Origin of the sequence: Methylobacterium nonmethylotrophicum, assembly GCF_004745635.1 — a bacterium.
Taxonomy (GTDB): domain Bacteria; phylum Pseudomonadota; class Alphaproteobacteria; order Rhizobiales; family Beijerinckiaceae; genus Methylobacterium; species Methylobacterium nonmethylotrophicum.
Genome location: NZ_SRLB01000005.1, coordinates 374,464 through 395,551 on the forward strand (window position 1 = coordinate 374,464; position 21,088 = coordinate 395,551).

The 21,088-nt window shown below is 71.2% G+C and carries 18 protein-coding genes; 11 read left to right on the plus strand and 7 right to left on the minus strand.

All coding sequences use genetic code 11. From position 1 onward, the window contains the following. Positions 1-95: 95 nt before the first annotated feature. From EU555_RS08615 to EU555_RS08635, 5 genes are all read left to right on the plus strand, one after another. The gene (locus EU555_RS08615; RefSeq protein WP_135414254.1) at positions 96-1,265 is read left to right on the plus strand and encodes a muconate/chloromuconate family cycloisomerase; all 1,170 of its coding nucleotides are present in this window, start codon (positions 96-98) and stop codon (positions 1,263-1,265) included. A gap of 4 nt (positions 1,266-1,269) precedes the next feature. Continuing rightward, on the plus strand, positions 1,270-1,548 hold the full coding sequence (gene catC / locus EU555_RS08620; RefSeq protein WP_135414255.1) for a muconolactone Delta-isomerase: 279 nt from the start codon (positions 1,270-1,272) through the stop codon (positions 1,546-1,548). Positions 1,549-1,863: 315 nt separating this feature from the next. Then, positions 1,864-3,210, plus strand: a complete 1,347-nt coding sequence (locus EU555_RS08625; RefSeq protein ID WP_135414256.1) for an MFS transporter — start codon at positions 1,864-1,866, stop codon at positions 3,208-3,210. Positions 3,211-3,238: 28 nt separating this feature from the next. Beyond that, positions 3,239-4,480: an FAD-dependent monooxygenase gene (locus EU555_RS08630; RefSeq protein WP_135414257.1), complete on the plus strand. Its 1,242-nt coding sequence runs from the start codon at positions 3,239-3,241 to the stop codon at positions 4,478-4,480. Between the two features lie 679 nt (positions 4,481-5,159). Next, positions 5,160-5,447, plus strand: a complete 288-nt coding sequence (locus tag EU555_RS08635) for a hypothetical protein (protein WP_135414258.1) — start codon at positions 5,160-5,162, stop codon at positions 5,445-5,447. Positions 5,448-5,451: 4 nt separating this feature from the next. On the opposite strand, the gene EU555_RS08640 is transcribed toward EU555_RS08635, so the two are convergent. Continuing rightward, a complete protein-coding gene (locus EU555_RS08640) occupies positions 5,452-7,176 on the minus strand; it encodes an ABC transporter ATP-binding protein (RefSeq protein WP_135414259.1) in 1,725 nt (574 codons plus the stop codon). A gap of 372 nt (positions 7,177-7,548) precedes the next feature. On the opposite strand from EU555_RS08640, the gene EU555_RS08645 reads away from it, so the two are divergent. Further along, positions 7,549-8,109 carry a histidine phosphatase family protein gene (locus tag EU555_RS08645; protein WP_135414260.1) on the plus strand — a complete coding sequence of 187 codons (561 nt, stop codon included), beginning with the start codon at positions 7,549-7,551 and terminating at the stop codon, positions 8,107-8,109. Positions 8,110-8,352: 243 nt separating this feature from the next. Here the strand turns inward: EU555_RS08645 and EU555_RS08650 are convergent, their stop codons facing one another. The 5 genes from EU555_RS08650 to EU555_RS08670 all read right to left on the minus strand — a co-directional run bounded on the left by EU555_RS08650 (position 8,353) and on the right by EU555_RS08670 (position 14,303). After that, positions 8,353-10,782 carry a glycosyl hydrolase 2 galactose-binding domain-containing protein gene (locus tag EU555_RS08650; protein WP_135414261.1) on the minus strand — a complete coding sequence of 810 codons (2,430 nt, stop codon included), beginning with the start codon at positions 10,780-10,782 and terminating at the stop codon, positions 8,353-8,355. Between the two features lie 79 nt (positions 10,783-10,861). Continuing rightward, positions 10,862-11,860 carry a DUF1839 family protein gene (locus EU555_RS08655; RefSeq protein WP_135414262.1) on the minus strand — a complete coding sequence of 333 codons (999 nt, stop codon included), beginning with the start codon at positions 11,858-11,860 and terminating at the stop codon, positions 10,862-10,864. 9 nt (positions 11,861-11,869) lie between these two features. Continuing rightward, complete coding sequence (locus tag EU555_RS08660) at positions 11,870-12,835, minus strand: amino acid--[acyl-carrier-protein] ligase (protein WP_135414263.1); 966 nt, start codon at positions 12,833-12,835, stop codon at positions 11,870-11,872. Beyond that, on the minus strand, positions 12,835-14,046 hold the full coding sequence (locus EU555_RS08665; RefSeq protein ID WP_205820854.1) for an acyl-CoA dehydrogenase family protein: 1,212 nt from the start codon (positions 14,044-14,046) through the stop codon (positions 12,835-12,837). The genes EU555_RS08660 and EU555_RS08665 overlap by 1 nt, the downstream gene beginning before the upstream one ends. Positions 14,047-14,048: 2 nt before the next feature. After that, entirely contained in the window at positions 14,049-14,303 is a 255-nt protein-coding gene (locus tag EU555_RS08670) for an acyl carrier protein (protein WP_135414265.1), read from the minus strand. A 629-nt stretch (positions 14,304-14,932) separates the two neighbouring features. Here EU555_RS08670 and repA point away from each other — a divergent pair. The 5 genes from repA (at position 14,933) to EU555_RS08695 (ending at position 18,277) form a co-directional block, all read left to right on the plus strand. Continuing rightward, positions 14,933-16,141 carry a plasmid partitioning protein RepA gene (gene repA / locus EU555_RS08675; RefSeq protein WP_135414266.1) on the plus strand — a complete coding sequence of 403 codons (1,209 nt, stop codon included), beginning with the start codon at positions 14,933-14,935 and terminating at the stop codon, positions 16,139-16,141. Then, the gene (gene repB, locus EU555_RS08680) at positions 16,138-17,217 is read left to right on the plus strand and encodes a plasmid partitioning protein RepB (protein WP_135414267.1); all 1,080 of its coding nucleotides are present in this window, start codon (positions 16,138-16,140) and stop codon (positions 17,215-17,217) included. Before repA ends, repB begins: the two co-directional genes overlap by 4 nt. Positions 17,218-17,287: 70 nt before the next feature. Beyond that, entirely contained in the window at positions 17,288-17,509 is a 222-nt protein-coding gene (locus EU555_RS08685; RefSeq protein WP_135414268.1) for a hypothetical protein, read from the plus strand. A gap of 63 nt (positions 17,510-17,572) precedes the next feature. Beyond that, positions 17,573-17,800 (plus strand): DUF551 domain-containing protein, encoded by a 228-nt coding sequence (locus EU555_RS08690; protein ID WP_135414269.1) that lies wholly within the window; start codon positions 17,573-17,575, stop codon positions 17,798-17,800. Between the two features lie 12 nt (positions 17,801-17,812). Then, a complete protein-coding gene (locus EU555_RS08695; protein ID WP_135414270.1) occupies positions 17,813-18,277 on the plus strand; it encodes an MgtC/SapB family protein in 465 nt (154 codons plus the stop codon). Positions 18,278-18,717: 440 nt separating this feature from the next. On the opposite strand, the gene EU555_RS08700 is transcribed toward EU555_RS08695, so the two are convergent. After that, positions 18,718-21,051, minus strand: coding sequence for an FdhF/YdeP family oxidoreductase (locus tag EU555_RS08700; RefSeq protein ID WP_135414271.1), 2,334 nt, complete (start codon positions 21,049-21,051; stop codon positions 18,718-18,720). Between the last annotated feature and the right edge of the window lie 37 nt (positions 21,052-21,088).

Sequence of the window (21,088 nt, forward strand, 5' to 3'; positions counted from 1 at the left end):
GAGGGGGGAGGGTTGGACTGCGCCGGAGGCACCGTCCTCGCCGTACGGCCCCGATGCCCATCCACCGCACCCACCCCCACACCCCGAGACACCCCATGCTCGCCAAGAACCAGCTCCACGACGCCGTGCGCCCCGCGCCCGACCGAGACCTCGCGGTGGCGCAGATCCGCACCACGATCGTGGACGTGCCGACGGTGCGCCAGCACAAGCTGTCCCAGACCTCCGTCACCGCGCAGAGCTACGTCATCGTCCAGCTCCGCCTCGCCAACGGCGTCGAGGGCATCGGCGAGGCGGCGACGCTCGGCGGGCCGCGCTGGAGCGAGGAGAGCGTCGAGGGCATCAAGGCCACCATCGACACCTATCTCGCCCCGGCCCTGATCGGGCAGGCCGCCGACCGCTTCGTCACCGCCGGCGAGCGCCTCGACGCGGCGGCCAAGCGCAACAACGCCGCCAAGGCGGCGCTCGAGACCGCCCTGTTCGACGCGGTCGGCAAGAGCCTCGACCTGCCGGTCGCCGCCCTTCTCGGCGGCGCGGTGCGAAAGAGCTTCCCGGTGCTGTGGACGCTCGCCTCCGGCGACCCCGACCAGGAAATCGCCGAAGCAGAAGCCAAGCTTGCGGCGCGGCTGCACCGCACCTTCAAGATCAAGATCGGCGCGCTCTCCCCCGAGGCCGACCTCGCCCGCCTCACGCGTCTGGCGACGGCGCTCGCCGACCGCGCCACCCTGATCGTCGATGCCAATCAGGCCTGGGACGAGACGGTCGCCCGGCGCTGCCTGCCGCTCCTCGCCGATCTCGGCATCGCCCTCGTCGAGCAGCCGCTGCCGGCCTGGAACGTCGCCGGGATGGGCCGCCTGCGGGCGCGAGACGGCGTGCCGCCGCTCTTGGCCGACGAATGCGTCTTCACCCCGCACGACATGATGGCGGTGGCGCAGGCGGCAGCTGCCGACGCGGTCTCCCTCAAGCTCGTCAAGCACGGCGGGCTCGTCGGTCTGCGCAAGGTCGCGGCGGTGGCGGAGGCCGCCGGCATCGGGCTCTACGGCGGTTGCCTGCTGGAGAGCTCGGTCGGTGCCGCGGCCCATCTCCACGCCTTCGCGGGCCTGCGCGATCTCGCCTGGGGCTGCGAGCATTTCGGGCCGCAGATCCTCACCGGCGACCTCGTCACCGAGCCGCTGGCCTTCCACGACTTCGCAGTGCACCTGCCCGACGGCCCCGGCCTCGGCGTGACCCTCGACCCCGACAAGCTGCGCCACTACGCACGGAGCTGATCCCATGCTGTATTGCGTCGAGATGGACGTCGCGATCCCGCACGGCCTCGATCCCGATCACGTCGCCAAGCTCAAGGCCGACGAGAAGGCGCGGGCCCAGGATCTCCAGCGCCAGGGCAAGTGGCGTCACCTGTGGCGGGTGACGGGCCGCTACGCCAACATCAGCGTGTTCGACGTCGAGAGCCACGACGAACTGCACGACATCCTGTCCGGCCTGCCGCTGTTCCCGTTCATGACGATGCGGGTGACGGCGCTCGCACGCCACCCGTCGGCGATCGGCTGAGGCGGCGCGCCATCGGCGGGGCTGTCGAACGGCCCCGACATCGATGAAGCCCACCGCGTCATCACGGGGCCGCGCAGCGGAGCCCGGGCTGCCGAAGGCAGGCCCAGACACTCAGGTGGTGCCGAACGACGCGGAAAGCCGTCCGCTCAGTTCGGAAAGTCCCGCGGTTCCGGATTCCGGGCTCTCGCCTTCGGCGAGCCCCGGACTGACGCGGAGGGTCGAGAAATCCCGTCGATCTCCTCGACCGGGCTCATCCGCCATCCGGCGCAAGACCAAGAAAACCACCGAAAAATCCTTCAGGAGGAACCCACGCCCATGCCCAATCCACGCAGCATCGACGTCCAGGACGTCATCAACCGCCACGGGGTCTCGCGATTCCAGATGCGGATCGTGCTCCTGTGCTTCCTCGTCGTCGCCATCGACGGGTTCGACACCGCCGCGATCGGCTACATCGCCCCGGCGCTCCGCGCCCAGTGGACGGTGGGCCAGGCGCAGCTCGCGCCCCTCTTCGGCGCCGGGCTGTTCGGCCTGATGATCGGCGCCTTCCTGTTCGGGCCGCTGGCCGACCGGATCGGCCGCAAGGCGGTCCTGATCGTCACCACCGCCTTCTTCGGCGTCGCCAGCCTCGCCTCGGCCTGGTCGACCTCGATCGAGATGCTGACGATCCTGCGCTTCGTCACGGGCCTCGGCCTCGGCGGCGCGATGCCGAACGCCATCACGCTGACCTCGGAATACTGCCCCGAGCACCGCCGCTCGTTCCTCACCATGGCGATGTTCTGCGGCTTCACCGTCGGCTCGGCGCTGGGCGGCTTCGCGGCGGCCCACCTCATCGCCGATTACGGCTGGACCTCGGTGCTGGTGCTCGGCGGCGTCATGCCCCTCGCCCTGGTGCCGGTGCTGATGCTCGGCCTGCAGGAATCGGCCCGCTTCCTCGTGCTCAGGCAGGCCCCGGCCGAGACGGTCGCCCGGCTCCTGCGCCGCATCGCCCCGGCCGAGGATTTTTCCGGCGCCGTCTTCACGGGCATCGCCAAGCCCAAGGGCTCGCCGATCGGCCAGCTGTTCCAGCCCGGCCTGGTCGCCAGCACGCTGTGCCTGTGGGTGACGTTCTTCATGAGCCTGCTGATCTTCTACCTGCTGTCGAGCTGGCTGCCGACCATCATCAGCAGCGCCGGCCTGTCGCTCAAGGAAGCCTCCCTCGTCACCGTGATGCTCGCCACCGGCGGCACCGTCGGCGGGCTCGTGCTCGGGGCGCTGATGGACCGGGTGAACCCGCACGCGGTGCTGGGCCTGTCCTATCTCGCGGCCGCCGGCTTCGTGGCGCTGATCGGCAATGCGACCGGCTCGGTCCCGCTCCTCGTGCTGGCGGTGTTCGGCGCCGGCTTCTGCGTCGCCGGCTCGCAGATCGGCATCAACGCCCTCTCGGCGAGCACCTACCCGACCGCCAGCCGGGCGACCGGCGTCGCCTGGGCCAATGCCGTCGGCCGCGTCGGTTCGGTGGTGGGCTCGATGATCGGCGCCTCGCTGATCGGGCTGGGCTTGGGCCTGCCGACGACCTTCGGCATCGTCGCGGTGCCGGCGCTGATCGCCGCCGCGAGCATCCTGCTCAAGGGCCGGCTCGGCGCGCCGGCACCGCGCCTCGCCCCGGCGCTCCAGAGCACCTGAACGCCCCCTCGAACCCCGGGAGACCACCATGACCTCGTTCCATCAATCGCCCGGGGCGCCCCGCATCGCCGTGATCGGCGGGGGCATCGGCGGGCTCACCCTCGCGCTCGCGCTGCGCCGGCACGGGTTCTCCGTCGCGGTGTACGAGCAGGCGGCGGAGCTTGCCGAGATCGGCGCCGCCGTCGCGCTCTCGGCCAACGCCACCCGCGAGCTCGAACGGCTCGGCCTCGGACCCGCGCTCGCCGCGGTCTCGACCGAGCCGACCGAGCTGATCTACCGCGACGGGCGCAGCGGCGCGCGCGTCGCCGCCCACCCGGTCCGGACCGGCGGCGCCTACCGGGCGCGGTTCGGGGCACCGTATTACGGCGTCCACCGGGCCGACCTGCAGACGGTCTTGAGCGGTGCGCTCGCCGGCGAGGGCCTGCATCTCGGTCACCGCCTCGCCGCCCTCGACCAGGTCGGCGACGCGATGGCGCTCACCTTCGCCAACGGTGTCGCGGTCGAGGCCGACCTCGTCATCGGCGGCGACGGCGTGCGCTCCCTGGTGCGGCGCTGGATCACCGGCGGCGAGGCCGTGCGCTACTCCGGCACCAGCGCCATCCGGGGCGTGGTGCCGATGGGCCTGCTGCCGTCGCTGCCCGACCCGGAAGCGATCCAGTTCTGGATGGGGCCGGACGCCCACCTCCTGCACTACGCCATCGGGGGCGAGGCGGATTCCGTCAACTTCTTCGCCGTCGTCGAGGGACCGCAGACCTGGACCTCCGAGCGCTGGCTCGCGCCCATCGCGCCGGGCGGGCACCGCGCCGGATTCGCCGGCTGGCACCCGGCGGTCACCGAGATGCTCGATGCGCTCCCCCAGACCCAGCGCTGGGGCCTGTTCGTGACCGATCCCCTGCGGCGCTGGCACCGGGGCCGGGCGGTGCTGATGGGCGACAGCGCCCACGCGATGCTGCCCCATCACGGCCAGGGCGCCAACACCACGATCGAGGACGCGATCACCCTGGCCGAACTCCTGGCCGCCGGCGGCGCGCGCGACCTCGACCGGATGATGGCGCGCTACCAGGCCTTGCGGCAGGCCCGCACCCGCACGATCCAGCGCAGCGCCTGGGCGACGAACCGCCTCCTGCACCTGCCCGACGCGGCGGGCGCCACGGCCCTGGCGCGGCGCGACGCCCGGATGACCCGCTTCCCCGAGGATTTCGGCTGGATCCACGCCTTCGACGCGCGGGCCACCGTCGACCGAGCGGCGGCGGAGATGCGGGCCGCGTGACTCCTCGCCGGCCATCGGCCGGCTCGGTCGCCCGCACTACCGCCGCGAGCATCGCCCGGGCGCCGGCGACCGGACGCCCCAGGGCCGGGCAGCCGACCGCTCGGGCGTCGCCGGCATCGGCGCGGATGGGATGCAGGGGAGAGGGAGGACCGGGCGGCGAGCGGCCGCAACGGCGCCGGCCCACCGCGCCTCCCCTCCCCCGCAAGGTCGCTCCGAGGGCGATCACCGGCGGCATGTCGTAGGTGCCGAGCCCGGTCGGGAACACCCGCCGGTCCTCGATGCTCATTACGCAGACGGGCCCGGAAGCGCCGCGACCGTGATCTGCCGCGCTCCCGCCATGGGCTCCTCCCGGCGGCGCAAGGGTTCCGGGGGGAGCGGCACGAACCTCGTGCACCAGGGTTCGGCACCGGCCGAGATGCGGTCGATCAACATTGCACAAGACGACGTCGCTTCGAGCAAGCGATCGAAGCCGAGATCGTGCCCTATGTGATGGCCGCCATGCTTTCGGTTTGTTAGTTCTTGTCCCGTGCGGCCGCGTCGACTGCAACATCCCGTGCCCGGGAGACGCCGCGTGAATGTCGGAACGGTTCAGGAGCCGCGCATTATACCAGGCGGCCTAGGCTATAAGCCTGAATGTTTCCGTCGCAATGCAAGCACTACCTGCGCGGGCATGATCCTGATGCTCGACCCGATGACGGCCACCGAGGGCCGTGCTCCCGCCCCCGCGCGCGCCGCGACGCTCCTCGCGCACGTCCTGCGCGACCTCGCCCTGTCCTACGAGGCGGAATGCCCGGGCGGCTTCGCCCGCTTCCGACGGGCGCTGTCGGTCGAGTCCCTCGCGGTCATCGCCCGTGTCGGCGGCGCGGCGGCGAGCGACGAGGCCGCCCTCTCCCTGGCGCGGCAGGTGCACGAGACGCTGCTCGACGTCGAGGAAGACGTCTGGGCGCTCCACACCGCCGCGCATTGACCCCTCACTCCGCTGCGACGATGCCGGCTTGCGCCGCATGCAGGCGCCGGTAGGCGCCGTTCGCCGCCACCAGGGCGTCGTGCGAGCCCTGCTCCAGGATGCGCCCGTTCGACACCACGGCGATGCGGTCGGCATGCCGGATGGTGGCGAGGCGATGCGCGATCACGAGCGTCGTGCGGCCCTCGGTCAGCTCGGCGAGCGCGGCCTGGATCTCCCGCTCCGTCTGGGTGTCGAGCGCCGAGGTCGCCTCGTCGAGGATCAGGATCGGCGGATTCTTGAGGAAGACTCGGGCGATCGCCAGGCGCTGCTTCTGGCCGCCGGAGAGCTTGACGCCGCGCTCGCCCACCACCGTGTCGAGGCCGTCGGGCAGGGTCTCGATCAGCCCGTCGAGGCGGGCGCGGTGGGCCGCCGCCCGGATCTCGGCCTCGCTCGCGTCGAGCCGTCCATACGCGATGTTCTCGCGGATCGTGCCGGCGAACAGGAAGACGTCCTGCTGCACGATACCGATCTGGCCGCGCAGGGAGGCGAGGGTCAGGTCGCGGATGTCGTGCCCATCGATGGTGATGCGCCCGCCCTCGACGTCGTAGAAGCGCGGCACCAGGGAGCACAGGGTGGTCTTGCCGGCCCCCGAGGGCCCGACGAAGGCCAGGGTCTCGCCGGCGCGCACCGCGAGGTCGACGCCGTCGAGCACCGGCCGTCCGTCGCCGTAGCCGAAGCGCACGCCCTCGAAGCGGATCTCGCCTCGGAGCGGTACAGCGGTCGCGCCGGGCCGGTCGACGATGTCGGGCGCGGTAGCGAGCAGAGCCATGTAGCGGCGAAAGCCCGCGATCCCCTTGGGGTAGGTCTCGACCACCGCGCTGATCTTCTCCAGCGGACGGTAGAACACCCCGACCAGGAGCAGGAAGCCGACGAAACCGCCGGGGCTGAGATCGCCCCGGACCACGAAGGCGGCGCCGCCGACGAGCACCACGATCTGGACGAGGCGCATGCCGAGATAGTTGAGCGACAGGCTCGCGGCCATGATCCTGTAGGCCTCGAGCTTGGTGGCGCGGTAGCGCTCGTTGTCGGCGGCGAACAGGCGGCGCTCGTGGGCCTCGTTGGCGAAGGCCTTCACCACCCGGATGCCGCCGACATTCTCCTCGATGCGGGCGTTGAACGCCCCGACCCGGCCGTACTGCGCCTGCCAGTTGCGGGTCATCCGGCCGCCGTAGCGCACGGTGACGAAGGCGATGACCGGCAGGATCGCGGCGGTGAGGAGCGCCAGCGGCGGGTGGACCAGCAGCATCAGCCCGAAGGCGCCGACGAGCGTCATCACGGCGATGAACAGGTCCTCGGGCCCGTGATGGGCGACCTCGCCGATCTCCTCGAGGTCCTTGGTGACCCGCGCCACGAGGTGGCCGGTCTTCTGGTTGTCGAAGAAGCGGAAGGACAGGGTCTGCAGGTGGTCGAAGGCGCGGGCGCGCATCGTGGTCTCGATGTTGATGCCGAGCACGTGACCCCAGTAGGTCACCACCACCATCAGCCCCGCATTGGCGACGTAGAGCGCCGCGAGCCCGGCCGCCGCGATCAGGATCAGGGTCCAGTCCTGTTGCGGCAGCAGCACGTCGACGAAGGCCTTCACGGCCATCGGGAAGCCGAGCTCGAGCAGGCCCGACAGGATGGCGCAGCCGAAATCGAGGAGAAACAGGGCCCGGTGCGGCCGGTAATAGGCGAGGAAGGCCTTCAGCATGACGATCCGGTCGGAGGGGATAGGGAGCGGGCCCCTGATAGGCCGGAACCCTCGCGCGCGACAGATGGCGGTCGCGGCCCCCGGGTCAAAACTCGATCAGCTTGACGGCTGGAGGGCTGCTGAGGGTGGGAAGCGGAACCGGGCGTTGCGCCCAAAAGCGGACGTTCAACATGCGACCTGATTTGGTCGCACAAGCTGCAGCAAGCGCCGCTCGACAGCATTCTTGCCTGCTTGCTTGCCTGCTTGGAAGATGGGCTCCCCGGCGGTAAGCAGCCCTCGGTTCGGTCGCGTTCAGCCATCCAAATTGCGCGCGTTTCTGCGTGCCAGGCGGGGCGCCCTGTGGCTAGGCAGGTCGAGAGAGAGCTTTGCTCCATGCACGCACATCTCATCTTCGCCCTCGCTTTGGTCCTTTCCGTTATCCCTGCATCGGCAACGGAGGCGGTTTGGGCGGCGGCACGGGCTGGCGGGACGGTCATGTTGCTGCGGCACGCCAACGCTCCAGGTTTCGGCGATCCGGCGGGCTTCAGGCTCGGCGCCTGCGAGACGCAGCGCAATCTTGGCGAGGCGGGCCGCGCGCAGGCCGCCGAGCTCGGCATACGCTTGAGACGTGAATCCGTCGTCGTGACCGCGGTTCGGTCCAGCCGATGGTGCCGCGCACGCGACACAGCCGCCCTCGCGTTCCCCAACGTCACGGTCGAGGCCGATCCGGCTCTCGACAGCTTCTTTGCCGATCGCAAGACCGAGTCGGACCAGAGCGCAGCCCTACGCGACCGCATTCGAGACTGGTTGGGCCGACCGGGTACCCTCGTGCTCGTGACACATCAGGTGAACATCACTGCGCTCACTGGAATCGTCCCGGCAGACGGCGAGATCACCGTCCTTCGACCGAATGCAGACTCTGGATTTGATGTGGTAGGGCGCCTCAGACCATAGGCGGGAGAAGGCATAGACAGCCCTCGCACCACCCGTTCCGGTCAAATCAGTCCGTTCTATCAGACTGCCCCAAAGCGGACGCTCCGAAGGTCCGACAACGCGTCGCAAGCAGACCACTCGCACGGTCAAGCCAATAGGGTATGGACCCAAGGGCGCGACCCGAGGGGGACCGACGCCGTCGGCGTATCGCGGTGTCATGCTCCCTCATCCCGGGGTCGGCCCGAACCGCCCGGGGGCCGCCGGTCAGAACCGGACGGTCTCGCTCCCGTTCACGGCCCGCACGGTGCCGCTCGGCCGCCCTCCCGTCCCGGTGAGCGCGAGGGACCGCTCGCCCCCCGGCGCCAGGTGGAACCAGTTGTCGGAGGGCCGCCCCTCCCCGTCGAGGGTGACGTGCACCGCGAGGGCGTGCCGCTCCGCCGCGACCCGCAGCACGACGCCGTCGCGGCCCTCGGCGAGCGCGGCCGAGAGGCCGGTCTCACGGGGCGTCGCGTCCCGGCCGGCCGGGAAATGGAACGACTCGGCGAGGAGCGCGCCGTCGCGGTCGGTCAGCCGCAGATGGGCGAGCGCGTGCGCCGCCGGGCCGAAGCGGTAGGCGGCGGTCGCGTCGAAGAAGCGGCCGAGCAGAGCGGCCGAGGACAGGGTGACGGCCTCCCGGGGCCCGAGCGACACGGCCCGCTCGGCCTTCGCCGCGACCTTGCCGGCCGTATTGGTGAAGGTGAGCGACAGGGTGGCGTCGAGGGGGCGCGCCGTCTCGTTGCGCAGATGGGCGTGAAGGCCGTTCAGGCCCTCGTCCGACAGCACGGCCTGCACCGGCCGGAAAGCCCGCTTGAGGGCGTACCAGGCGGATTTCGGCCGGCCGGCGACGTCGATGACGCCCCAGCCCGCCCCCGGCGCGAGGTCGCGCCAGAGCCAGACGAGGCCGCCGGCGGTGACGGAGCCGGTGCGGCGCCACTCGGCGAAGGTCGTCTCCATCACCTCGGCGACCGCGGCGCGGCCGAGCGTCAGGTAGCGCTCCGGATCGTCGCGGCGCAGGCGCTCCGGGTCGACGCCGTAGAGGACGCCGACATAATGGTCGCGCACGCCCTCGAAGTCCCAGTCGGCGCCGCGGTCGCGCGGCACGCCGCCGGCCCAGGCCGGGTCGCGCGGGTCGGTCAGGCCGGACTCGCGGAGAGACGCCGGCTCCGGCACGTTGGCGAAGGCCAGGCATTCGGAGGCGAAGCGCACCTCCGCCCGGCGCGCATCCTCGAACGGGCGGCAATAGGCGCCGACACCATAATAGTGGGTGACGCCGGCATCGGTGGAGAACGGCAGGTCGCCGCCCGAGGGCGAGTTCGGCACCACCACGAGGTCGGGCCGGCGCGCCCCTGCTGCCTCCCGCAGCATCGCCTCGACCGCCGCGGCGCGCCAGACCGGCTCCGGAAACCCCAGCATCGCGGCCTGCTGCTCGACCTCGCTGCCGCCGCCGAGGATGCAGAGCGAGGGCGAGGATTGGTGCCGGTCGAGGAGCTGGGCGATCTCGGCCGCGAGCGCCGTGCGGAAGGCGGGATCGTCGACCGGATAGTCGAAATTGGCCAGCATCAGGTCCTGCCAGACCAGGATGCCGAGTTCGTCGCAGAGATCGTGGAAGGGTTGCGCCTCGTACAGCATGGTGCCGCCGACCCGCAGCATATTCATGCCGGCCTCGACGGCGAGGGCGAGGAGCGGGGCGTAAGCGGCGCGGTCGCCCGCCAGCCCGACGAGGTCGGCCGGGGTCCAGCAGGCGCCGCGACAGAAGACCGGCACGCCGTTGACCGCGAGGCTCAGGCCCTCCGCGAAGGTGCGGAGCATCGTGATGGTGCGAAAGCCGACGCGGCCGAGATCGAACGTCTCGTCTCCCGCCTCGAGCGCGACGGCGTGGAGCCGCGGCTCGCCATGGGTGTGGGGCCACCACAGGGCGACGCCCGGCAGGTCGAGCCGGCCCTCGAACAGGCCGGGTGCGGTCTCGGCGAGCACCGTCTCGCGGCCGTCGCAGCGCAGGGTGAGCGGGCCGGGCGCGTCCGGGAAGGTCAGCCGGGCGGTGAGGATCCCGGTCCCGTCCGCGACGCTCGCCCGCAGGTCGATGGCGGTCGGACGACCCCCCTCCCCTCTCCGGGTGATCGGCCGGTACGGGCCGACGGCATCGACGCCCGGGCACCAGCCCGGCATGAAGCCGAGGAGCGTCGTGCGGGCGTGGCGGAGCGAGCCGGGGGTGGCGAGCTGCGGCCGCCACCGGCCGCGTGTGTGCGGCCGGGCGAGATCCTGGGCGAGCGAGCGGAACGCGAGGGCGAGGTCGTGGGTGCCGTCGAGATCGACCGCGACCTCGTGGGCGAGGAACATCGAGCGGGAGGCGAGCACGCGCCGGCCGTCGAGCCAGACCTCGCAGAGCGTCGCCAGTCCCTCGAAGCGCAGGATCTCGCGGCCCCGGCCCTCGATGCGGGTGCGGTACCAAACGTCTGATCCGTGGAGCGGCGTCGGCGCGGCGTCCGACCAGCGCCCGGCGGCGCGCAGGGCGCCGGCCGCGGTGCCGGGCACCGGGGCCGGGATGAAGCCCGTGAGGGCGTCGAGGTCGCCGGGCCCGGCGCAGGCGCCGGGTCCGGTGACGATCATCGCCCAGGGTTGATCGAGGGCCCGGTCGACGGTGCGCAGAAGGGCCATGCTGTCGCCGGAGCCTGATTGAGGTCGAGGGTGGGCCGAAAGATAACAGCCATACTGGTTTCGCTGATCAAACAGCCACTCAAGCCTCCGCCAGCGCCCGGTCCAGCGCCTCGAACACCGCCGCATAGGTCGCCTCGGCGGCGCTCAGGCGCTCCGGCAGCCCGGCGAGGCGGCCGCGGGCGAAAGCGCGGGCGAGCTGGAACTGGAACGCCTTGGCCTCCTGCGACAGCCGCGTCGCCGCCGCCGCCGCCTCGCCGAACGCCCCGGCGCCTTGCGCCTCCAGCCAGGCGAGATGGCTGCCGAGCAGCTCGAAATTCGCCCCGAGCTGGCGCGTGGTGTTGAAGGCGTAGGCGTGGAAGGCCGAGAGCGGGCGCTGCACGAAGCCGTCCGGCTTGGCTCCGAGCGCCGCGCGGAAGGCGGTGACCGGGTTCGCCGCCGGCGCCTGGGCGCGGTGGCGCCTCAGCAGCGCCAGGGCCCCGCCCGGGAGCTCGGCCGGGCTCAGGGCCGGGCCGCACGGCTTCACGAACTCGGCGTAGGGCAGCAGCTCTCCCCTCGCGAAGATCCCGTCGTAATCGGCGCCTTCGAGCGTGAACCGCCCGGCATTGTGGAGGTAGTCGAGCCGGCGCCGCACCGGGTCGAGGGAGAGGATCGCGATCGTGGTCTTCGAGGCCTCGCGCCGGTAGGTGGTGCCGGCGGTGTCGGGCAGGAAGAAGGCGTTGACCTCGACCAGCACCGGCAGGCCGCGGGCGGCCTGGACCAGGCTGTGCCCTTCCAGGTCCTCGTAGAGCGCCAGCTCCAGGATCTCGAGGCCGTAGAGCGCCTCGAGGTCGGCCGCCTTCGGCTTGAAGAAGGTGAACTGGTCGCCCTCGAAATCCTGCCGGAGGGTGAAGCCCAGCATCGCCTCGGGCGACAAGCCCCGCAGGTGCAGGAGCTCGATCCACAGATCGACGTAGCAGTTCGTCTCCGGCCAGGTCCGGTCGGGGGCGTGGAGCGCGTGCGGCGTGTGGTCCCCCACGAGGGGTCCCGCGGACGTCTCCGTCCGCGGCTCCTCGATCGGGCGAAGCAGGGCGACCGACATCGGCGCGCCTCAGCCGAACAGCTGGGCGCGGACGCTCGCCGGCCAGGCGTCGAGGTCGAGGCCGTGGTGGCGCAGCAGCGCGAGGGTGATCCGCTCCAGGCCGAAGCCGACGCAGGCCGTGTGCGCGACCGCGCCGTCGGCCTGGTGGATGCCCCAGGTCGTGCCGAAATGGTCCTGGTGATAGTTGAAGCTGAGGCAGGCGGTCGGCTTGTCCTCGCTGTTGACCGGCACGTTCAGCTCGAACTTCAGCGCCTGGGCGCGCTGGTTGTTGGCGAGCATCTTGCCGGCGCGGCCGAAGAACGGGTCGTTGGCCGGATCGATGGCGAGCGGCAGGCCGAGATCGCGCATCATCGTGGTGCCGCGGGCGAGCCACAGCTCGCGGAAGGCGAGCACCTGCTCCGGCGTGCCCATGCGGACGTATTCGCGCATGCGGAACAATTGCATGCGGGTCGGCTCAAGCGAGGGCTCGTGCCGGAAGCAGTAGGATTGCAGATCGAAGAGCAGCCCGCCTTCGGGCAGCCGGCCGCGGGCGGCGGCGACAGGATAGAGCGGGTAGCAGGCGGCCGGCGTCAGCACGATGTCGGTGGCGGCCTGCTTGGCGGTCCAGTCCTCGCCGGCATCGAGGCAGGCGAGAAGCCGCGCGTGGTCGGCCTCGTTGCCGCAGAAGCTGTGCACGGTGCCGGCGAGGTGCGGGAAGCCCTTGAGGTAGCCGCTGCGCTCGAAGCTCGCGCGCGCCATGCCGGGCGGGAAGCGCAGGGCCTCGGCGCCATCGGAACCGCCGATGCGCGAGACGAGGCGGTCGAGGGCCTCGACCACGCTCTCGAAGGCGCCGGAGCGGCCGTAAAGGCCGTCGACCCCGGTCCGGATCAGCAGGCCGCGGTCGAACAGGCGGTCGAGGAACGAGCGCGGCTCGGGCGCCTCGACGAAGGCCTCGTCGGCGGCGGGCAGGAGGTCGGAGGAGAGGCTCTGGTCCATCACGCGCTCAGGAGCTTGCCGCTGCCCTTCTGCACCAGCAGGAGGTTGGCGGTGTTGGAGAGGATGCGGTCGTTGCTGATCATCAGCGGCGCCGAGAGGACGTCGCGCAGCTGCCGGCCGAGGCTGAACGGGGTGCCGTTCTTGTAGCCGAGGATGCCGACCACGCTCAGCGCACGCTGCACGATGTCGACGGCCTGGCCCGAGACCGTGATCTTGACGTTGTTGAGCATGATCGAGAAGCCGATCGCGCTCAAGGAATCCGGATCGCCCTTGGCGGCCTCGTAGCGCGCGAGCCCGGCCACCACATTGCTCTTCATCGCCTGGAGTTCGTTGGCGGCTTCCGCGAGGCGCAGGGCCCCCGGGGGCACCTGGCCCGGCTTCTTGCGCGCCTCGCCCTGCACGAAGGCGCGGGCGCGGTCGACGGCGTAGCTCGCGATGCCGAACCACACGCTGCCCCAGAGCAGGTGCGAGGCGGCGAGCATCGACTGCGCGGCGATCTCCGCGAAGGGCTTCTGCAGCACCTGCGCCAGCGGCAGGCCCTCGGCCTTGAGCACGAAGCCGTCGCTGCAGGTGCCGCGCATGCCGAGCGTGTCCCACACGCTGGTGCGCTCCAGCGTGATCTGGTCGGCCAGCAGGGCCACCAGCACCTGATCGGAGGTCGCGGCCTCGGGGTGGCGGCGGGCGGTCGCCAGGATCAGGTCGGCCTGGGCGCCGTAGGAGATGACGCTCGCCTCCTTGGTGAGGCGAAAGGTGTCGCCGTCCGCCTCGACGGCGCAGAGGCTGTTGCGCAAATCGCCGCCGATGCCGGCCTCGGTGGTCGAGGAGGCGATCAGCAGCTGCTCCCCGGCGACGCGCTCCATCAGGCCGCAATGCCAGGGGCTGTCGATGCCGTGGGTGACGAGGCTCGCGAGCTTGATGTGGTGCATCGCGAATACCATCGCGCTGGCCGAGCAGGCGCGCCCGAGGATGGCGCAGAGCTCGGCGATCTCGCTCATCGAGGCCCCCTCTCCGCCCAGGGCGCGCGGAACCTGGATGCCGAGCAGGCGCTCGGCCTTGAGGGCGGCGACCGCCTCGGCCGGGAACCGGCCCTCGCGATCGACCGCGTCGGCGTGCCGGGCGGCGATCTCCGCCACGCGCTTGGCACGCGCGTCGAGGCCGCCCGCAGGGATTGCAGCCGCGACGGTTCCCGTCGCCGCGACCTCGACGTGCATGTTCATGCGGCCTCCTGCCGGCTCAGGCCCGCGACGGTGTCCCGGATGATGCGGACGGTCGAGAACGAGCGGCGGCCGAGGGCCGAATCGGGGAACTCGATGTCGAACCGCTCCTCGAGGGCCAGCATCAGCTGCACCGAGCCGAAGGAATCCAGCCCCTTCTCGAACAGATCGTCGTCGTCCGACAGCGTGTCGACCACCCCCTTCAGCGATTCCAGCGACTTCAGCACGTCGCGGATGTCAGAGATTTCAGTCATGGGGCTCCACCTTCCTGCGTGAGACATGGGTCTCATCCGGTAGATGAGATTGCAATCTCGAGCGTAAGTTTTGGTAAATTTTCAGATGTTTATTTTCACGAAAGACCCGATCCACTGCGGGGCGGGAGGCTCGTTCCGAGTCGATGGCGACCAATCAACTCCGAACAGCTTAACGGCCGGCAAACCGGAGCGCAGTCGCTGGGACAAGATTCCGTCAAGCTTACGGATTTCACGCCGCGGGCGGTGCCATGCTGCCCGGGCGGGGCCCCGCCGGCTGCGGTCCGCAAGGACCATCAGCCTCCGGATCCTGTGGGCCGCGCCCCCCGTGTCTCGGCGACGCGACGCCGCGCCGTGGCGCCCGGATCGGCTCCCCTGCCCCGCGCCCGGATCCCGGGCCCGTGATGGAACGGCAGGCACGGCGCCCCGTCGCGGAAGGCCCGTGCGGCCGAAGGAGGCCGCCACAGGATGAGGACCGGACGGGAGGCGGGCCCCTCCCCTGCCGACCGTGCCCGAGGCTTGCGCGAGGCTTGCGCCGCGCCCGGTGTGCCGATTGCGAATCGGGGTCGTCTCGCGCCAATTGCAGTTTCATCGACGAACCGACGTATTTTCTGCAAACAGGGCTCGCGAGCATGAATCAGCACACGCCGCCCCACTCCACCGGGTCGGTCGCCCCGGCCGCGATGATCGGCGCCCACGCCGCGACGTTGCGCGAGCAGCTCCAGGCGATCTCCTCGGGACTGTTTCCCCCCATGGCCGCCAAGGGCCTGCGCCGCTTCACCTCGACGGAGGCCGCGCGCCTCATCGGCGTCACCGTCTCGCGGCTGCAGCAGCTCGCCGCGGATGGGCTCGGGCCTCAGCCGGAGGTCTCCGCCAACGGCCGGCGCTCCTACAGCCTCGCCGACATCCACGGGCTGCGCGCCTATCTCGACGAGAACACCCGCGGCGGCCGGCGCTACCAGCCGCGCCGCAGCGGCCTCGAGCACCTGCAGGTCCTGGCGGTGGCGAACTTCAAGGGCGGATCGGGCAAGACCACCACCACCGCCCACCTCGCCCAGTCCCTGGTCCTGCGCGGCTATCGCGTGCTCGCCATCGACCTCGATCCGCAGGCGAGCCTCTCGGCCCTGCTGGGCGTGCAGCCCGAGCTCGATGTCGGCGCCGACGAGACGCTCTACGGGGCGATCCGGTACGACGACGCGCGTCCCTTGAGCGAGGTGGTGCGCAAGACCTACTTCACCGGGCTCGACCTCGTGCCGGCCAACCTCGAGCTGATGGAGTTCGAGCACGAGACCCCGCGGGCGCTGAGCCGCCGCCGGCCCGGCGAGCCCCTGTTCTTCGACCGGGTCGCCCACGCGATCGAGACCGTGGCGGAGTCCTACGACATCGTCGTCATCGATTGCCCGCCGCAGCTCGGCTATCTCACCCTCTCGGCGCTCTGCGCCGCGACCTCGCTCCTGATCACCGTGCATCCGCAGATGCTCGACGTCGCCTCGATGAGCCAGTTCCTGGCCATGACCGAGGACCTGCTCGGCGTGGTGGCGGAATCCGGCGGGCGGCTGCAATACGACTGGCTGCGCTACCTCGTGACCCGCTACGAGCAGCAGGACGCGCCGCAGACCCGCATCGTCGGGATGCTGCGCACCCTGTTCGAGGACGCGGTGCTGACCGCGCCGATGCTCAAGTCCTCGGCGGTGTCGGATGCCGGCCTGTCGAAGCAGACCCTCTACGAGATCGGCCGCGAGGGCGTGACCCGCTCGACCTACGACCGGGCGCTCGAATCCCTCGAGGCGGTCAACGGCGAGATCGAGGGACTGATCCGCCGGGCGTGGGGCCGGCCATGAGCCGCAGGTCGAACCTCGACGCGCTCTTCGGCGCCAAGCCCGCGGCGAAGCCGGTCGCACCGGCTCCGGAATCCCCGCAACCTCCCGAGGCCGGGGCGTTTGCAGCTGCAAACCCGGAGCCGGCCGAGCCCGAGTTCGCAGCTGCAAACTCCCGCGCCCAGGAGTCTCGTGCCCCTGAGCGCAACCGCAGCGGCGCGGTGCGGGCGATGAGCAGCACCCTGCGCGGCCTCGCCGCCCGGGCCGACGCCGCCGCGGAGATCGAGGCCGGCACCGTCGTGGTCGAGATCGCGCCGGATCGGATCGACGATTCCTTCATCGCCGACCGGGTCGCGGATGCCACCGATCCGGGCCTCCCGGCCCTCGTCGAGAGCATCCGCGAGAGCGGCCAGCAGGTGCCGATCCTGGTGCGGCCGCACCCGGCCGACCCGGAGCGTTACCAGGTCGCCTATGGCCGCCGGCGCATCCAGGCGGCGCGCCAGCTGGCGCGGCCCGTCCGCGCGGTGGTGCGTCCGCTCACCGATGCCGAACTGGTGGTGGCCCAGGGCAAGGAGAACCTGGAGCGCCAGGACCTGAGCTACATCGAACGGGCGTTCTTCGCCCTGCGCCTCGAGGAGCACGGCTTCCCGCGCGCCACGATCACCGCCGCGATGGGGATCGGCAAGGGCGACCTCTCGACCCTGATCTCGGTGGCGCGCACGGTGCCGGCGGAGATCGTCCGGGCGATCGGCCCGGCGCCGGCCGCTGGGCGGCCGCGCTGGATGCTGCTCGCCGAGCGGATCCGGGCGGCGAAGCCCGACCGGGTGGCGGGCCTCCTCGCCGATCCCGGCTTTCGGGACAAGCCCACCAACGAGCGCTTCGCCGCGGTGCTGACCGCGCTCGGGCCACCTGCCACGCCGCGGCCGGCGCCGCAGGTGTGGAACGACGAGGCGGGCCGCTCCATCGCCCGGATCGAGCGCACGCCCGACCGGGTCGCGCTCTCGTTCGACGACCGGCTGGAGCCCGGCCTTGCCGACTACGTCCTCGAACGGCTGCCCGAGATGCTGGCGGCCTACCGGGCGGGCCGCGCGCGGCCCTGAATCCGCGGAACCGGAGAGCCGGGCGGGACCTATCTCCGGACAGGCAGTCCCGCCCGCCTCCGAGGCCCGCATGCGTATCGCTCTTTCGATCCTCGCCATCCTGGCGCAAAGCGCTGTCCTGACACCCACTGCCGTCATGGCCCAGACCGCGCCCGATCCGGCTCCGGCGGACGCACGCCAGGTCTGCGAAGCCAAGGCCGACCAGACCGGCATCACCGGCGACGGCCGGGAGACCTACCTGCGCGAATGCGAGGCGGGCGAGCGCCTGGTGCGCGGCAACGCCCGGCGCTAAGGCGCGAACGGCCGCTCGCGCCGCGCGTTGATCCATCGCGAAGCATGCGCCGCGGAGCATCCGATGACCGACTGGAGGCCCATCGACCGCGCCCCGCAGGATGGCCGCTGGATCATCGCCATCCACCGGGACGAGCCGGACCGGCGGGCCGTGATCCGCTGGGATCCAGGGCGGGCCGGCGACGACCGACCCTGGCACGTCGCCACCACGGATTACGGCTACGCGCCGGACGCCTTCACCCACTGGACGCCGTTCCCGGAGCCGCCGCAGCCGGGGCGGAGGGAGGCCTGACGCGGGGGACCGATGCTGCCCGACGCCACGGCCTTCACCCTCGGGGACATCATCTGGCGGCTCGGCGCCGCGACCCTGTGCGGCCTGGTGCTCGGCCTCGAGCGCGAGTGGCGCGGCAAGGATGCGGGCCTGCGCACCCACGCCCTCGTCGCCCTGAGCGCAGGCCTGATCACCACCTCGGCGCTCAGCCTCTACGCGGTGGTGCGCCGGGAGGGCGGGACAGCCGACCCGCTGCGGGTGATCCAGGGACTGGCGCAGGCGATCGGATTCATCGCGGCCGGTACGATCTTCGTCGCTCGGCGCAACGTGAAGAACCTCACGACAGCGGCCAGCATCTGGTTCTCGGCCTCCGTCGGCATCGTCGCGGGAGCGGCGCAGTTCACCCTGCTCGCCGTCGCGATGGGGTTCGGCCTGACGATCCTGGTCGTGCTGCGGCTGCTCGATCGCCTCGGCCTGTCAGGTTCGGCGGAGGAGTGAGGGACGCCTTGCCCTTTCGGCCGGGTTGCACCACCCGCCGCGGCCGGGACATAAACGGAAAGCACCGCCGCGATGGCGTCGCGGCGGTGCTCGCCCTCTTCGAGGGCTTTCCTCCCCAGACTTCGGGCCGCTCTCGAGGGCGGCCTCGTTCGTGTCTGTGATCACAGTCGTAGCCGGCGATTCGCCTCCAGACAAGCACAATTGTGCGTCATCTGCGGGCATCTGGCATTTTCGTGCGCAGTCCAGTGGCCTCCCGGGGGAGGGGAGTGGTCTCCCGTTCGCCGATTCGCGTGCGGGTTTCTCCTCTCGCGGAGGAGCCGGGAGGGGACTTCATCCCCGCGACGGGGATGAAGCAGGCGGGGCCGGAGCGCGAGCGTCGGAGGCCCGCGATCCGATCCTGCCGGACGGCGGACCGGGCAGGGGAGGGGGCTGGCACCCCGTCAGATCGGGTGCGCCGAGTGCCCGGTCGGCTCGCGCCGGTCCCGCTTCGGGCCGCCGGCCTCCGGCCGGATCCGCACCGGCACCGATTTCGCCGCCGGCGTCCCGGATTGTATGTCGTGGTGCGACAGGGCCATCAGGGGATTCATCTCGGGGTAGTAGGCCCCGAGGCACCCGTCGGGCAGCGAGAAGGGCGTCACCGTGAGCCCGGTCACCTCGCGGGTGATCCCGTCGCCGGCGTCGCTCACGAGGGAGACGACCTGGCCGTCGCTGAGGCCGGCCCGGCGGATTTCGTCCGGATTCATCAGGAGCACGTCGCGGGTGCCCTCGATCCCGCGCAGGCGGTCGCTGTAGCCGTAGATCGTGGTGTTGAACTGGTCGTTCGACCGCATGGTGATCAGCCGGTAGCGGCCGGGCTCGTCGGAGAAGCCGGTGGCCGACAGCACCTCGGGCGCGGTGAACTCGGCCTTGCCGCTCTCGGTCTTCCAGATCCGCTCGCGGGCCGAGTTGCCGCGGTAGAAGCCACCCGGGATCCAGAGCCGGTCGTTGAAGTCGTGGAACTCCTCCCGGTAGGTCCTGGCGATCGCGTCGCGGATCAGGCCGTAATCGCCGGTCCAGGCGTCCCAAGGAGCCTTCGGGTTCGGCGCCAGCGTCGCCTTGGCCATTCCGGCCACGATGGCGACCTCGGACTTCAGGAAGTCGCTCGCCGGGGTGCGGCGGCCGAGCGAGCCGTAGATGCAGCTGAACGTGTCCTCGATGCTCACCGCCTGCGGCCCGCTTGCCTGCCGGTCCTCCTCGGTGCGGCCGAGGCAGGGCAGGAGGTAGGCGATCTCGCCGTTGACGAGGTGCGAGCGGTTGAGCTTGGTCGCGACCTGCACGGTCAGGCGCATGCCGGTCCAGGCCTTCTCCATCCGGTCCTGGTCGGGGATCGCCCGCACGAAGTTGCCGCCAAGCCCGATGAAGCTGCGGATCTCGCCCGAGAGGATCCCCTCGCAGGCCTCGACCGTGTTGACGCCCTTCTCCCGCGGCGGATCGAAGCCGAACTGCTCAGCCAGCCGGTCGAGGGGCACCAGCTCCGGCTTCTCCGAGATGCCGACGGTGCGCTGGCCCTGGACGTTGGAGTGACCGCGCACCGGCGACACGCCGGTGCCGTCGCGCCCGATATTGCCCTTGAGCAGCAAGAGGTTGACCACCATCGCGACGTTCTCGAAGCCGTGCACGTGCTGCGTCAGCCCCATGCCGTAGAAGGCGCAAACCCGCTCGGCCTCGACATAGACCTGCCCGGCCGCCTCGATGTCGGCGCGGGAGATGCCGGATTCGCGCTCGATCTCCTCCCAGGACGTCGCCCGGACACGCGCCTCGAAGGCCTCAAGACCGGTCGTGTGCTGGGCGATGAAGTCGACGTCGAGGACGCGCTCACCGCGCGCCTTCGCCGCGTCGTCGGCGGCAAAGACGTGCTTGCACAGGCCGAGCATCACCGCGATGTCGCCGCCGGGCCGGACCTGGTGGTACTGGGTGCTGATCGGCGTCGCCTTGCCGGTCAGCATCTCGACCGGGCTCTGCGGGTTGGTGAAGCTCTCGAGGCCGCGCTCGCGCACGGGGTTGAAGGTGATGATCCTCACCCCCCGCTTCGAGGCCTCCTGCAGCGGGTGCAGGAAGCGCGGCGAGTTGGTGCCGGTGTTCTGGCCGAAGAAGAACATCGCGTCGCATGTCGAGAGGTCGTCGAACACCACCGTGCCGACGCTGGCGCCGATCACCTTCTTCAAGGCCACCGAGGTCGTCTCGTGGCACATGTTGGAGGAATCGGGCAGGTTGTTGTTGCCGTAGAGCCGGGCGAACAGGGCGTAGAGGTACGAGGTCTCGAGGCTGGCGCGGCCCGACGAGTAGAACACCACCGATTTCGGATCGAGCCGGCGCAGTTCGGAGCCGATCTCGCGAAACGCCTCGTCCCAGCCGCACGGGACGTAGCGGTCGCTGGCGCGGTCGAAGCGCATCGGGTGGGTCAGGCGGCCCTGCTGCTCGAGTTCGTAGTCGCTCCAGCCGCGCAATTCGGTGAGCGTGTGCTTGCCGAAGAAGTCCGGCGTGCAGCGCCGCGTCGTCAGCTCCCACAGGGTCGCCTTGGCGCCGTTCTCGCAGAACTCGAAGGGATGGTAGTTCGCCGGCTTCGCCCAGGAGCACGAGACGCACATGAAGCCTTTCGGCTTGTTCTGGCGAAACAGGGTCTCGGTGGCGAGGGGCGTCGCCCATTCCTTGCCGAACACCTCGGCGATGCCGCGCACCGAGCCCCAACCGCCGGCCGGGCTGTCATAATGGACCGTGTTCTCCTCGACCGACATGCTGGCTCTCCCGTACGGCAGGCGGGTGACGGCCGCC